Source organism: Subtercola lobariae (assembly GCF_014640255.1).
GTDB lineage: Bacteria > Actinomycetota > Actinomycetes > Actinomycetales > Microbacteriaceae > Subtercola > Subtercola lobariae.
The window spans coordinates 331826-345846 of record NZ_BMGP01000001.1; the positions used below are offsets into that span (position 1 = coordinate 331826).

Here is a 14021-nt window from a genome sequence, read left to right on the forward strand (position 1 = left end):
CAACCGCCTACGAAATGCTCACACCCGTTCGGGGGTGTGGCATGCTCTCGCGAGGTGACCGGCACAACTACGATTATGGTGAACACCCAGTTTGTCACGAACGCACGTGCGGCCTCGCGCGGGCTGGCGCGAACGCACGAATGCGGTTCATTTCAGGGGAGAGTTCGACCACCAGCCGGGGGAGACCACACATGCCGAGCGCACCACCCTTTCTTCGCGCGATGCGCCCGAAGCAGTGGGCGAAGAATGCCCTGCTCGCGCTCGCGCCCCTGGCCGCCGGGGTTCTCTTTCAGCCCACCGTGCTGCTCGAGGTGGTGCTCGGCATCATCGCGTTCTCGCTCACCTCTTCGGGCGGGTACATCGTCAACGACCTGCTCGACATCGAGAGCGACAAGCTCCACCCGAAGAAGCGTTTCAGACCTATTCCTTCTGGCGAGTTTCCGGCCCGAATAGCCTGGCCCACCGCCATCGTTCTGCTGGTCGCCCCCGCCGGCATCGCCGCCGCCTTCGGTTTCTTCACCTTCGCGGGCGTGCTCATCGCCTACGTCATTATTCAGCTCTCGTACTGCATCTGGCTGAAGCACCAGCCGGTCATCGACATCATCATCGTGGCCAGCGGTTTCGTGTTGCGAGCCGTAGCCGGTGCAGCCATCGTGGGCGTGCCCATCACTCAGTGGTTCATTCTCGTCATCTCCTCTGGCTCGCTCTTCATGGTCGCCGGCAAGCGCTACTCAGAGAAGGTCGAGAGCGTCGGCAAAGAGCAATCGCACACCCGCAAAACGCTGAACCTCTATTCGCTCGGCTATCTGCGTTTCGTCTGGACCGTCGCCGCCACCCTCACCATGCTGAGCTACGGCCTCTGGGCGTTCGACCTCAACGGCGGAACCTCCATCGGCTCCATCATCTCCGTCTTTCCCTTCGGCACCGCCCTGCTGCTCTACGCCTACGACATCGAACGCGGCGAGGCGAGCGCTCCAGAAGACGTCGTGCTGAAGGATGTTCGGCTGCTCGTCTGCGGAGCGATCTGGGCCGCGCTTTTTCTCCTGAGCGTTCTAGCTCGGCAATACGGTTGGCAAGTGCCGAACTTGAGCTAGGCCCCGCGCGGCGGAACCTCCCCCCACGCCAAAATCAGTGCAGCAGCAGGATGGTCGGCACACCCACGATGAGCCCGATGGCGTACCCCGCGAGCACATCGGTCACGAAGTGCATGCCGAGAATCACCCGGCTCACCCCCATGGCGAGCGCAACGATCACCGCAACCGGCCACAGCCACGGAAAGAACGCGGTATAGACGACGCATGCCGCCATGGTCGACGACGCATGCGAACTCGGAAAGCTCAGCTTGCTCGGCGCCGACGCGTAGATCTTGACCCCGCTGACGACCCCCGCCGTGCCACCAGCCCCGCCGGGCTCAGACACATTCACGGGGTACCCACCTCTGCCGGCATCGAGCTTTCCTGAAGCGTCGAGCACCGCGCCGGGCCGAGGCCGCCGAACGAACCGCTTAATGACCACCGAGAGCCCGTGCGCCACAACCACCGCCAGCACGCTGAGCAGCCACGCCCCCGCGTGCGACCAGTCGAGGGCCGCCCCGAGTAGCCCGAGCAGAATCCACCCCGCAGCGTGTTCGCCGAAGAAACTGAGCGCCTTGCCGACGGGTACCAACGCAGTGGCCCACCGCGTGCGCTGAACGGCCACAATGAACGAGGTTTCTGAAGCTCGAAGAGTAGTCATTGCCCCCAACATTAGCGGTAGAGCGCGAACACCCCCTGTTCGGGGGCATTTGTTACACTGGCTCAACTATGGTCGCTCATCAGCCCACTGCCACACTCGCTCTCATCGACGACCATGCCCTCGTGCTCGACGGCCTCGCCACCTGGGTCACCCACAACGCACCCGATTTCGACCTGGTCATCGTGGCCGACTCCTGGGCGAAGCTGCTGCACGACCCGGCCTTTCCGCCCGACGTCATCGTCATGGATTACCAGCTCGCCGAGCCCATCTCCATCGAAGCCCGCCTCGGCATCTGCCGCGCCGCCGGCACCGCCGTTGTCGTGATGAGCGCACTCGACGACCCCGCCTCGGTTGACCGCATCATGGCAGCCGGCGCAGCGGCTTTCGTCGCCAAGTCTCGACCGGCCGCCGATGTCATAGCTGCAGCGCGTGCAGCACTCGTCGGCGATGACGACTCCGCGGGCATCCAGCCGGCCGCCTACGACGACGACCGCTTCACCCCCACCGAACTCGAAATGCTGAACCTCTACGCCAACGGCAACTCGCCCGTCGAGGTCGCCCTGCTGCTGCGGGCCAAACCCGCCGCCGTGAACCGTGCACTCGACCGTTTTCGCGCCCGCTACCAACGCGAGGGCAGGCCAGTGGATGATCGTGAGAGCCTCATTCGCCGTGCCGCCGAAGACGGCTACCTCACCTGATGGGGTAGCTCAGAGCATCCACTCTCGGTCTCATCAGTTTTCACTTCGCTTTTCGCTTCACTGAGCACTTCTCAAGCGGTACCCGCCGCCTCTAAACTGGCGCCATGACCGACTTCACGCCCCTTCGCGAAGCAACAACGGCCCCCGTTCTGACCCCCGGCGACTCGGGTTACGCCACCGAACTGCTCAGCAATAATCGGTTCTGGCAGCACACCCCCGAAGCGGTTGTCGCCGTGACGAGCGTCGACGACATAGCAGCGGTCGTGCGGTTCGCCGCCGAGCACACTCTGCCCATTCGCGTGCTTGCCACCGGTCACGGCGATGAGTCGGCCATCACCGACGGAATCGTCATCAGCACCAAGCATCTGCTCGGCGTCACTGTCAACCCCGAAGCGAAGACCGCAACGTTCAGCGCGGGAACCACCTGGGCTGACATCGTTGCGGCCGCCGACGCCCACCATCTCGCCGCCATCACCGGAGCCGCACCAGGCATTGGCGCAGTCGGCTACCTGCTCGGCGGCGGAATCGGCCCCCTCGTGCGCAGCCACGGCATCAGTTCTGATTACCTCACGAGCCTCACCCTCGTCACCGCCGACGCCGACATCGTCACCGCCGACGCCGCCACCAACCCTGACCTGTTCTGGGCCTTGCGAGGCGGCAAAGGCGGCTTCGGAGTCGTCACCGAGGCAACGATTCGCCTCGTCGAGTTGCCCGCGCTGTACGCCGGCAACATCATGTTCGCCGAAGAGCACATCGAGGCGGTTTTGCGCGGCTGGGTCGACTACACCGCCACGGCGCCGGCGTCGGTGAGCACCAGCGTCGCCATCATGCGCTTCCCTCCGCTGCCCGAGCTGCCGCCGTTCCTCTCCGGCAAGACGCTCATCGCACTTCGGTTCGCGTTTCCCGGCGGCGCCGACGAGGGTGCCGCGCTTGTCGCTCCGTTGCGCGCGCTCGCCCCGTCGGTCGTCGATTCGGTGCGGCCGATGGGCCCGATGGATGTGCCGAGCATCCACGAAGACCCCACCGACCCGGCCCCGTCGACGGGTGTCGGCGGCCTTCTGAGCAGCGTCGACCACGACTTCGCCACTGCCCTGCTCGGCCTGGTGGGTGCCGGCGAAGACATCGCCCTCGTCTCGGTGGAGTTGCGCCACCTCGGCGCTGCGGCCGCCGTCGATGTGCCCGAAGGCTCCGCGGCCGGCGGCAGAATCGGCGCCTTCACCTACTACGCCGTCGGCATTCTCGCCGAGCCCGAGCACGTGCCCACTGTCAAAGCGGCCTGCGCCGAACTCGTCACGACGCTTGGCCCGTGGCTTTCGCCGCAGACCATGGTGAACATGACCACCACCGCCTACCTCGACCCCGTAGAGTTCGCCGAAGCCTGGCCGCCCGCCATCTTCGACCGCCTCGCCACCTTGCGCGTCGAGTACGACCCCACCAGGGTCTTCCCGTACGCCCCGGTATAGCTGTTCGAGCTGAGTGGCCCCGCACTCACAGCGCGTGCTCGCGGCGCTCGTGTCCGCTCGGTCGTGTCGGCCGGGCAGCTTCGATGCGGGCGCCGCGGCTTCAGACGTCGCCGACTCCGGCCTTGCCAACTCAGGCGATCCCGGCTCGTGGTGGTGCGCTGCCGATGCGTGCTTTTTCATCGAATCGGTAGGGGGTGGGTGGGTTGAGTCGGTCTGTTTGTTGGATGCATCTTCGTGGTGTCTGTGTTGGGTCGACCCATTTCGGGGGGATCATGTGTGGTACCCCGTATCGCATGACGAGTTTCCAGTCGGATTGGTGCAAATGCCGATGATGGAAGCTGCAGACGAGGGCGCCGTTGTTGATGTCGGTTCGGCCGGGGGCGTGGTTGTCGTGTTTCCATTCATCAACATGATGACTTTCGCAGAACGAGGGTGGCCGGTCGCAGCCGGGCCAGACGCAGCCGCCGTCGCGGGCGGCTAACGCCCGGTTTTGTGCGGCAGTGAAGTAGCGCCGGGTCTTGCCGTGCTGCAACACGTGGCCGTGCTGCCCGAACAGGGTGGTGATGACATCGCCGTGGCAGATCAGCTGTTCGACAACGGATGCGGGTACGGATTCGTCGATGCCGTCGACCCAGCCGACGCCGCGGCCGGCGATGATGTCTTCGAGGGTCGCATGAACGTTGATCGTGGGTGCGGCACCGTTGATGACCGGCATGCCCGGTAGCCCTGAGCTTTTCCGTGCAAGCTCGGTGTAGAAGTCCACCCGCCGTTTCGACAGCGTACGAGTATCAACGTTCTGACCTTCCGGTGTTTCCAGCCCACCGAGAAACTCTGGTTCGGCGGCAGCCCCGCCAGCCTCACCATGACCTTCAGCGGCAGCAACGTCGGCCTCGGCGTTACCTTGAGCGGTGGCGTCGTCGGTGTCGTTGCCGTTGGTGAAGGTGGGTGTGATGCGGGGGCTGAACGCGGCGTTGTCGATCGCTTTCCATACCGCGGCTTGGTCGGGGGTGAAGATCGCGACCATTTTGGTGTTCCCTGACCGCATTCGTGAGAACGTGAGGCCGCGTTGTTCTTCCAAATCTGTGTAGCGGGGTTCAGCACCGTCGGGGTCGATGTTCTCCCGCACCCGTACAGCGAGCCCTTTGATTTGGTCGGCGGTGAACCCGAACCCGCCCACACTCATCCCGGCCTGCTCGACAAGCCGCACGGCGGCAGCGTGTACTTCGTCGGTGAGGGCGCCGCCGCTGATGTCGTCGAGCGGCCGGATGATCGCATCAGCAACATCAACCCCGATCCGCCCTGAGGTGAGTGCTTCCCGTACGGGTTCGTATTTGCTTGGTAATGGTTGCCCGAGGAACGACTCCGAAACTCGTACCTGTTCCCCGAGCCGCACCCGCCCCCGGGCCGTTCTTATTGACACCGAGGTGACAGCGGCGATCATCGCGGCAGGAGAGCTGAAGTTGTTGCGCACCGTGAGCCCGTCGTTACCGAGGTCGTGTCGGCCGCGGTAGGCGATCTCAGCCGCGTACGAAACCCGTAACCCATCCACCAGCCGGCCCAACACCTCGACCGCTGCCAGACCAGCCACCGCATCCTCATCGGCAAGCCCAGCGGGCGCGGCAGCCCGGAACCCCCCACACGAAGCCAACGCATCGACCGCAGCGTGCAAGGCCCCTTCCAACCGCGCACCGGCTGACCCGGCTGATGCCGGGCCGGGAGCGGGGTTGGGGTTCACGTTCATAGAACGATTCTACCACAAACACGAGTAACACTCACTAAAATTATGGCCGAAACCACCGACACTCCGACCCGCACTGCCGCGCCCAAAGGGCTTGCCTTCAGATGGATGGGCCGGCTTCCGGAGACTGCCATTGATGGATGGGCCGGCTTCCGGAGACTGCCATTGATGGATGGGCCGGATTCAGGAGACTGCCATTGATGGATGGGCCGGATTCAGGAGACTGCCATTGATGGATGGGCCGGCTCCAGCAGACTCCATTGATGGATGGACCCAGCTCCCGCAGACTGCCGATACATGAATTGGCCGGTTCCAAGAGAAAACGTTTCGCCCGCCATGGCCGCACCCCCGAACAAAATCCCCTCCACCCCAATCCGAACGTCACCCCGGCTCCGAACCCAACAGCCACCCGAGCAACACCTTGCAAAATCGTGCAAACTTCACTCCTGCACAGCCAGGTGCCTAGTATGAACACGTGGCTTCTGCCCTATTCGGGGGTGAACGGCAAAAGCACCGAAGGGTTTCATGTCTCTGGCTCTACCAACCGACGTTGAGGGTGTCGTCACGAGCCGAGCCCTCGGCAAGGCCGCCATCTGGGTCAGCAGCGTTCTGCTCGCCGCAACCTTCATGTTGGTCATCGGTTACCGCGTCGCCGTTCCGCAGTCTGACATCGCCCTTGCCCTCGCCGGCCTCGCCATCACAGGCGTCGCCGTGGCTGCCGCCCTCATGCTCACCAACCGCATCGGCATTTTCGCCCTCATGCTCGCGGCCGCAGCTGGTCTCTACCTCTTCACCTACGAAATCGGCACCGAGGTTCCAGACAGCTGGAAGTCTGACGCCGTTCTCTTCTCCTTCCCCAAAATCGCCATGACCGTGGTCGGCGTCGCCGGCCGCACCCTCGGCTCGGCCATTGCCCGCTGCGTCATCGGGTTCGTTCTCGCCTCCGTCGCCGTGCAATTCGCCGCCCACTTCGCCGGCATCGCCTTCGCTGTCGACATCCCTGCAATCGCAACCTGCGTCGGCCTCGTGCTTCTGCTGACGACACTCTGGCTCGGCCGCCGTCATGCCATTCGCGGCGCCGCAACCATGCAGGCCGCAGCAGAAGTCGAAGAGCGGATGATCGAACGAACTCGCATCGCGTCTCGCGCCTCGGCCGCCCTGCACGACACCGTCTTGAACGACCTTCACGCGTTGACGCTCACGAACCCCGGCCCGCTCACCGTAGCCCACCGCGCGTTTCTCGCGAGGGATATTGCCGCGCTAGCCCACCCCGGCCTCCTCGTCGACGAGGCCATGCTCAAAGTTCGGGCAAGTGGTGAGGCCATTGTGACCTCTGGCCTCGCCCCGATCATCCAGTCGGCCAGATCTCGTGGCCTCAAAGTCACCATCAGCGGCGACCCCGGCATTCTCTCTGAGCTCACCCCGAACGTCATCGCCGAAATCGTGAAGGCCATCGACCAGTCACTCGTCAACGTGAGCAAACACGCCAACACCGATGTGGCCGAACTTGCCGTGGTCGCCGGAGTCGACACCATCAACGTGGTCGTCAGCGACTCGGGCACGGGCTTCGACCCCAAGCGGGTCGACGAGCAGCGCATCGGTCTTCGCGTTTCGGTGCGTCAGCGCATCGAAGGCCTCGGCGGAACCGTCAAGATCTGGTCGACTCCCGGCGCAGGCACCGCAGTTCTCATGTCGGTTCCGCGCACCACCTACGAGTTGGTGAGCTGACCATGTCTCCGCCGCTCGCTCAAGCTCCGCCCGTCACCGCCGCGACACTTCGGCGCCGCGAGACCGCCCAGCAGATCGACCCGTTGAGTGGCATCACCGCGCGCATCTTCGTGTTCGTGGTCGGTGTCATCAGCCTCGCCACCGCCGTCACCCTCGCCTTCAGTAATGCGAACGAGGTGGGCCGGCCGGGCATCCAAGTTCTCGCGATTGTCATTCTTGCGGCAGCCTACGTCTACTTCGTTTGGGCGGCTGAGCCCTACCGTCGCCGCGTCACGGCTCGCTCGTTCACCATCGTGTTCGCTGCCGTTCTGCTTGCCAGCCTCATCGACACTCTGAGCCAGCTCGGCTCAGACACACTTATCAGAAACGACTGGGGCCCCATCTGCATCGCCCTTGTTCTCATGCTCGCCGGCCCGTACCGCCCACCGCTCGACATTGTGGGCTACACCCTCATCAGCCTGATTGTGATCAGCCTCACCACCGCCATCGAAATCATTGCCCGCAATGGCACCATGACCTTCATCTCGCTGACCATCGCCGGCACCCCAGCCTTTGCCCTCGGCGTGGGTTCGGCCATCTACTCGCACTACCTCATCTCTGGGTTGCGAGCCGATCGCGTGGCCGCCGCCGAACTGCGCGAACACCGTGAACTCGCCGATCGCCGCGAAGCCATCGAAGAGTTTCTCGGTCACGACATCAAGGCCCTTCGAAGCGATGTGCTGCCCTACTTCAGAACCGTGAAGACTCAGGATGCCCTGACCCTCGCCAACATCGACCGAGCCGCCGAACTGCAAACCAAGCTGCGAGCGTCTCTCGTTTCGAATCTGTCGGCCGAGCCCCTCTCTGAAGTCGTCGGGCGCCTCGATGACCCAGAACACCTCTCCCGCCGCCTGAGCGAACCGCAACGCACCGCACTTCGCGCCGTGCTTGCCTTTCTCGCGGAACAGCCCACGGTGCGGCGCAAAGACATCACCCTCAGGTTCGAGGCGACGGTGTCGGGCTGTCGAGGCACCCTCGCCTGCGCCGTTTCCAGCGATCGAACGATCGGTTTTCGCGCTACCCCCTTTGTGGGGCTCATTCAGCTCGCGTTCGCTAATGTGACCGACTCTGTCTCGTCTGAAGCGGTCTCAATCGCGTTTGACTGCTGATCTCGTCACTATTGCGTTACATCGGCCCCCAAACCTCGACTTTGCCCCCCATATTGGGTTGATTTTCGACGCAAACCCCGGATAATGCAATTTTTCTATCGGCAATTCGTCAGTTTCGCTTCTGTGGGCCACATTCGCTCTGCTAGCTTTCGTAGAGCAGCAACATGCGACGGAGCAGCTTGTGGGGGAGAAGTGCCGCCGCCGCTTTGTAGATTCTTGTGTGCCTGCTTTGACTAACCCAGCACCGCCCAACGAACCTTCGAAGAAAGGCCACCACCGTGGAAGACCACAGCGCGTCGAACATCGACATCGAGACCACCGAGCCCACCACGAAGAAGGGCCTCACCCGCCGCCAGGTCGCCGTCGGCGCCGCATGGGCAGCCCCCGTCGTGGCACTCGCCGTCGCAACTCCGTTTGCGGCGGCGAGCGTCGTTTTCGATAGCCCAACGGCTTATGTGACTGGCACGCTCACCGCTACAGGCACCAGCGCGACCGCACGAAGCGCAACATATAGCGGCGGTTCAATGACGTATAACAGCGCCGGCGTATCAGGCCAAGACTCAGGAAACCTGACTTTGACGGTGTACAACACCAAGCCAACAATCTGGACTACCACCATCAGCACGGCTGCCTATGTTTCGGCCGGGTGGACGTTGGTTTCGGCAAACATCACCACTCAGACCTACGTCTTCGCTCACACCGCTGTCACGAACGGAGCCGTAGTGACCATGCCCTCCGTCGTTTGGAACGCCCCCAAAGGCAGCACGAAGCCGGTGCTCGGCATCGATCTCGAATCGGACAACGACGACGTGTCTGCCCTCGGCTTGTCTCTAAGCTAGCCCGGTTCGCACCGTAGCAATCTATTCGAATGCGCTCCATCAATCGCCGGATTGTTGGAGCGCATTTCCCGTATGTAGAGAACTGCGGATTCGCTCAGGATTGAGCAAATCTGCACCGTTGACCTAGGCTCTGTGGATAGCCGTCGTAGCAAGGGGAGTGTTTTGGAGCTATCTGACTATTTGCGTGTGCTTCGTGCACACTGGGTGGGGATTATCCTGATCACCGTTGTCGGTGCAGTCATCGCGTTCGGCTGGACTTTTACCCAGCCAAAGGTCTATTCGGCAAATTCGAGCGGAATTGTGTCGTTGGCTACCTCTGGAGATGTTGGGTCGAGTTCGGTGGCTGAATCTCTCTCGAAGTCAAAGGCGACTACTTATGTTAATGTTGGTGAATCTCGGGCCGTCGCTCAGCTCGTCATAGATTCGCTTGGGTTGAGCACGAGCCCCGAGAGCCTGGTGTCTCACGTCACGGTCACTAACGTCAAAGACACGCCGACCATCAATGTGAGCGCAACCGCGCCTACTGCAATCGGCGCCAAAGATTTGGCAGATGCCTGGATTACAGCGCTGGCGACTCAGATCAAGTCGATCGAGGCCCAGAGTGTTGTGGCTGATCCGGCGAACAACAGCGGCAGCGACTCAATTTTTCTCGTGCCAGTAGAGTCGGCGATCGTCCCGTCCAGCCCAATCTCACCGAACGTGAAACTGGCCGTGGCCCTGGGTGCACTCATCGGTCTCATCTTGGGCTTGGTTTACGCTGTGGTGCGCAATCTCCTCGATCGGCGAATTCGAACGGCCGAATCGATCGAGCGTCAATTCGGGCTTTCCGTGATCGGAAGTCTGCCGAAAGACAAGCGCCTCGATGATGACAACCGAATTGTGCCCGAGTCCGACACGACGGATTATTCAACTCAATCCAGTGGTCACGCTTTACCCGAAGCCCTCCGAGAGTTGCGTACAAATCTTCAATTCATGAATGTGGATGACCCACCTCGAATCATCGTCGTCACGAGCCCGCTTCCCAATGACGGAAAGAGCACGGTTACTGCGAACCTGGCAGTGACCCTCGCGGCCGCCGGCCAAAAGGTCATCGTAGTCGACGGAGACCTTCGTAAACCCTCGGTGACATCTGCCTTCGGCATCGTGCCCGGCGTTGGAATCACCGACCTGCTGATCGGAAAGGCGGAGATCCAAGATGTGCTCCAGCCCTGGGGCTCGTCGGGAAATCTTCTGGTCTTGGGCGCGGGTTCGATCCCGCCAAACCCCAGCGAACTTCTGGGCTCGCAGGGAATGAATGTTCTGCTTCATGAGCTGGCGCGCGATGCGATGGTTCTGGTGGACGCCCCACCTTTACTGCCAGTTACCGATGCCGCGGTGCTCGCAGCTCGCACCGATGGTGCACTCGTGGTCGTCTCGGCGGGAAAGACAACGACAGACGAGTTGGGCAAGGCGCTCGCAAATATCGCGAAGACTTCAGGTAAAACTCTCGGCGTCATTCTAAACCGCGTTCCTACGAAGGGTGCGCTAGGCCGTGGCTACGGCTATTACTACGGTTCCTATTACGGCACAGACAAGAAGACAAAGCATGCTACGCCTCGCCTTGACCAAGAAGAGACGGCAGAAGTGGTAAACAACGTCGTGCCGATCCGCACCGGCACCGATTCGAACTGAGTTCTCGCCTATGGGATCGCATTCGAGCCCCTCGTTGCCGCCCTCGTCTCGCCGATCGTCGCGTCCGATTCCCGAAATCGTTCGCGCCGGTTCATTCACAATCCTTTTTGTTTGCACGGGCAATATTTGCCGTTCGCCCCTGGCGGAACGATTGCTGACCTCTAAGCTTGCGTCGCTCGGAGACGATGATCGCGGGTCGATTCGTGTCGAAAGCGCAGGTCTTCAAACCGCGAATGGCATCGCTATGGACGCGACTGCGGCTCGGGAGGGTCTGCGTCTGGGAGCTCAAACTTCTGGTGTGAAGAGCAGGGTACTTGATCGACCAATCAGTATGAAAGCCAACGTCCTTCTTACTATGACCAGGGAACAGCAGATCGACCTCGTCAAGCGCTATCCAGTTCTGCTGCGCCGAACTTTCACCGTTCGGGAGTTTGCGCGCATCCTCTCTTTCGGGCCCAAGATCGAGGCTGAAAGTGAAACTATCGCCCGAAGAAGTATTCTCACCGTCGAGAAAGCATCGACTATTCGCTCTTCATTTGCGGTGCAAGCCATCGACGATGATATTCCCGATCCCTATTGCAAAGGAGACGCGATGCATCGACACGTGGCCGACATGATTGAGATCGCTGTTTCAACGATGGTCAGCGAGATGTTTGCGATTTAGTCGTTGATAGGTCGTTCGGGGTGTCTCGATCTGTGGCTTATGCTTGCAGAAGCGTAAGTCTTGTGCCCGAAATGGGGGTAATGTGCCGGATTTTTCAATTCTGACAGTGTGCTCCGGAAATATCATTCGTTCCCCCCTCACTGAGTTGATACTGAGATCGGAACTGGATCGTTCCGATGTCTTTTCGATTTCAAGTGCGGGCACGTTTGCTGGCGACGGCGATCTCATGACACCTGAAGCGGCCGAAATTGCACTCGCTCTTGGCCTCGACCCTTCTGCGCATCGTGCTAGGTACCTCGTCGAACCGTACATCGAGTCCGCGGATCTGATATTGGCACTTTCTCGAGCTCACCGAAGAGAGATCGTGCAGCTTGTGCCGAGAAAAGTGAATGTGACTTTCACTCTGCGAGAGTTTGCTCGGCTTGCTGCCCTCATCTCCGATGACGAGGTGACGAGGACGATCGAACCACTTTCGACGACGAGGGAGAGGCTAGTCGCGATTGTAAAACTGGTCACGACAAGGCGGGGCGCGGCCGGGCAAATTGAGATTCCGGCAGACGACGACGTTGTTGACCCGTATCGTCGCGGTGCAGAAATGTATTCAGAATCTCTGAGTCAACTCTCACCGGCCGCGAGCGACTCCGCCAAACTCCTCAGACAGGCCACCAAGAATCCGTCGATCGGGGCAAGGATTTTACATTAGGGGAGCAATTGATCGCTATTCGGTTGATCCTGTAACGCGTTGGAAACGAAATTACGTTTGAGTTGAGGTGCGGCAAAGTGAGCATCGCTACTTTGAGGCAAACGATGGAAGGCAGAACACTTGGAGCTTCGCGATTACCTGAGGATTCTCCGCAAGGGCTGGGTGATTATTCTCGCCCTCGTTCTGGTGGGAATTGCTGTGGGTTCATTGTTCTCTATCCTGGCCGTGCCGCAGTACTCCGCTTCCAGTAAAGTTTTCGTGTCGGTTCAGTCGGCCGGAACGGTCACCGAGCTGACTCAGGGCAGCAACTTCACGCAGGGCCAAGTCAAGTCTTACGCCGACATCATCGCCACCCCGGCAGTGCTGCAGCCGGTCATCGATCAGCTTGGGCTAAAGACAAACGCGCAGAGCTTGGCTGATCATGTCTCCGCAACGACAACCGTCGGTACGGTCGTCGTCGAAATCGGTGTCTCTGACCCGTCGCCGGAGCTTGCGGCAGAAGTGGCGAATGCGATCGCCGCTAGCTTCGAGGCGACCGTAGCGAAGATTGTGCCGGTTGACTCGACAGGGGTCTCCCCAGTCAAGATCACGGTGCTCCAGCAGGCACTTGTTCCGACGACTCCATACTCGCCTAACACTCGGATCAATATCCTGATCGGTGCGATGATCGGTCTCGTGCTCGGCATCGTCGTCGCGATCCTTCGTTACGCTCTCGACACCCGAGTACGCAACGAGCACGACGTCGAGCTTGTGTCCGCCGCCCCGATCCTTGGCGGAATCGCTTACGACTCAAGAACGACCGAGCGCCCCTTGGTCGTGCAAGACGATCCTCGCAGCCCTCGTGCTGAGTCCTTTCGAACACTCCGAACGAACCTTCAGTTTATTGCCGCCACGAACAAGCCTCGTAGTTACGTGATCACATCATCAGTGCCCGGTGAGGGGAAAAGTACCTCGTCGGCGAACCTGGCCATTGTGACCGCGGCCGCTGGTACGCGTGTCATCATGATCGACGCCGACCTACGAAAGCCTAAGCTCGCCGAGTATATGGGCATCGAAGGCGGTGCGGGCCTAACCGACGTGTTGGTGGGCAGGGTCGAACTAGCTGATGTAGTCCAGCGCTGGGGCACCCATTCGCTTGACGTCTTGCCGGCCGGCCGAATCCCGCCGAACCCGAGCGAACTGTTGGGTTCATCGGCGATGATCGAATTAATCGCCCAGCTCGAGAAGGACTACGACCTGGTTCTCTTCGACGCTCCGCCCCTCTTGCCCGTAACCGATGCCGCTATTCTTGCCAAACACACCGGTGGCGCTCTCGTGATGGTTGGTTCGGGGCGGGTGCATCGCGGTCAACTCAAGGGGTCAATCGCGGCACTCCAGAACGTCGGCTCGAGTATCGCTGGAATCGTGCTGACGATGCTCCCGACGAAGGGGCCCGATTCTTATGGCTATGGCCGGTATGGATATGGCTACGGATACGGATACGGCGTAGATACGGAGCAATCCAAAAAAGAGAGAACCGAAGCGAAGCGCGCGAAAAAGCGCAAGCCCGCCATCGCATGACTCGCGAAGCGGAGACGGCCGCAACCTCGCGCGACGGGGCCTTACCTTTGCGCGGGTCTGATTGGCGAATGGGCT

Annotated in this window: 12 protein-coding genes; 10 read left to right on the top strand and 2 right to left on the bottom strand. The window is 61.3% G+C overall.

Annotation, left to right across the window (positions count from 1 at the left end):
• Positions 1-140: 140 nt before the first annotated feature.
• Positions 141-1094 carry a decaprenyl-phosphate phosphoribosyltransferase gene (locus IEX24_RS01635; RefSeq protein ID WP_268236210.1) on the top strand — a complete coding sequence of 318 codons (954 nt, stop codon included), beginning with the start codon at positions 141-143 and terminating at the stop codon, positions 1092-1094.
• 34 nt (positions 1095-1128) lie between these two features.
• On the opposite strand, the gene IEX24_RS01640 is transcribed toward IEX24_RS01635, so the two are convergent.
• Entirely contained in the window at positions 1129-1734 is a 606-nt protein-coding gene (locus tag IEX24_RS01640; RefSeq protein WP_188672673.1) for a phosphatase PAP2 family protein, read from the bottom strand.
• A gap of 68 nt (positions 1735-1802) precedes the next feature.
• Here IEX24_RS01640 and IEX24_RS01645 point away from each other — a divergent pair, with 68 nt between their 5' ends.
• Both IEX24_RS01645 and IEX24_RS01650 read left to right on the top strand, forming a co-directional pair.
• Entirely contained in the window at positions 1803-2432 is a 630-nt protein-coding gene (locus IEX24_RS01645) for a response regulator (protein ID WP_188672677.1), read from the top strand.
• Positions 2433-2536: 104 nt separating this feature from the next.
• Positions 2537-3895 carry an FAD-binding oxidoreductase gene (locus tag IEX24_RS01650; protein ID WP_188672680.1) on the top strand — a complete coding sequence of 453 codons (1359 nt, stop codon included), beginning with the start codon at positions 2537-2539 and terminating at the stop codon, positions 3893-3895.
• Between the two features lie 130 nt (positions 3896-4025).
• Here IEX24_RS01650 and IEX24_RS01655 read toward each other — a convergent pair whose 3' ends face one another.
• On the bottom strand, positions 4026-5636 hold the full coding sequence (locus tag IEX24_RS01655; protein WP_188672683.1) for an HNH endonuclease signature motif containing protein: 1611 nt from the start codon (positions 5634-5636) through the stop codon (positions 4026-4028).
• Between the two features lie 522 nt (positions 5637-6158).
• Here IEX24_RS01655 and IEX24_RS01660 point away from each other — a divergent pair.
• The 7 genes from IEX24_RS01660 (at position 6159) to IEX24_RS01690 (ending at position 13946) form a co-directional block, all read left to right on the top strand.
• Complete coding sequence (locus tag IEX24_RS01660; RefSeq protein WP_188672686.1) at positions 6159-7361, top strand: sensor histidine kinase; 1203 nt, start codon at positions 6159-6161, stop codon at positions 7359-7361.
• Between the two features lie 2 nt (positions 7362-7363).
• Positions 7364-8509 (top strand): hypothetical protein, encoded by a 1146-nt coding sequence (locus tag IEX24_RS01665; RefSeq protein WP_188672689.1) that lies wholly within the window; start codon positions 7364-7366, stop codon positions 8507-8509.
• Positions 8510-8787: 278 nt separating this feature from the next.
• Positions 8788-9348, top strand: a complete 561-nt coding sequence (locus IEX24_RS01670; RefSeq protein WP_188672692.1) for a hypothetical protein — start codon at positions 8788-8790, stop codon at positions 9346-9348.
• Between the two features lie 162 nt (positions 9349-9510).
• Positions 9511-11019: a tyrosine-protein kinase domain-containing protein gene (locus IEX24_RS01675; protein ID WP_188672695.1), complete on the top strand. Its 1509-nt coding sequence runs from the start codon at positions 9511-9513 to the stop codon at positions 11017-11019.
• 10 nt (positions 11020-11029) lie between these two features.
• The gene (locus IEX24_RS01680; protein WP_188672698.1) at positions 11030-11683 is read left to right on the top strand and encodes an arsenate reductase/protein-tyrosine-phosphatase family protein; all 654 of its coding nucleotides are present in this window, start codon (positions 11030-11032) and stop codon (positions 11681-11683) included.
• Between the two features lie 82 nt (positions 11684-11765).
• Positions 11766-12386 (top strand): arsenate reductase/protein-tyrosine-phosphatase family protein, encoded by a 621-nt coding sequence (locus IEX24_RS01685; RefSeq protein ID WP_188672702.1) that lies wholly within the window; start codon positions 11766-11768, stop codon positions 12384-12386.
• A gap of 120 nt (positions 12387-12506) precedes the next feature.
• Positions 12507-13946, top strand: coding sequence for a tyrosine-protein kinase domain-containing protein (locus tag IEX24_RS01690; protein ID WP_188672706.1), 1440 nt, complete (start codon positions 12507-12509; stop codon positions 13944-13946).
• Positions 13947-14021: the final 75 nt, after the last annotated feature.

What these genes read in the sequence shown, in the direction of transcription:
- IEX24_RS01635 (WP_268236210.1), top strand. Translation starts at nt 141, where the DNA reads ATGCGGTTCATTTCAGGGGAGAGTTCGACCACCAGCCGGGGGAGACCA.
- IEX24_RS01660 (WP_188672686.1), top strand. Translation starts at nt 6,159, where the DNA reads ATGTCTCTGGCTCTACCAACCGACGTTGAGGGTGTCGTCACGAGCCGA.
- IEX24_RS01650 (WP_188672680.1), top strand. Translation starts at nt 2,537, where the DNA reads ATGACCGACTTCACGCCCCTTCGCGAAGCAACAACGGCCCCCGTTCTG.
- IEX24_RS01640 (WP_188672673.1), bottom strand. Translation starts at nt 1,734, where the DNA reads ATGACTACTCTTCGAGCTTCAGAAACCTCGTTCATTGTGGCCGTTCAG.
- IEX24_RS01655 (WP_188672683.1), bottom strand. Translation starts at nt 5,636, where the DNA reads ATGAACGTGAACCCCAACCCCGCTCCCGGCCCGGCATCAGCCGGGTCA.
- IEX24_RS01645 (WP_188672677.1), top strand. Translation starts at nt 1,803, where the DNA reads ATGGTCGCTCATCAGCCCACTGCCACACTCGCTCTCATCGACGACCAT.
- IEX24_RS01680 (WP_188672698.1), top strand. Translation starts at nt 11,030, where the DNA reads ATGGGATCGCATTCGAGCCCCTCGTTGCCGCCCTCGTCTCGCCGATCG.
- IEX24_RS01665 (WP_188672689.1), top strand. Translation starts at nt 7,364, where the DNA reads ATGTCTCCGCCGCTCGCTCAAGCTCCGCCCGTCACCGCCGCGACACTT.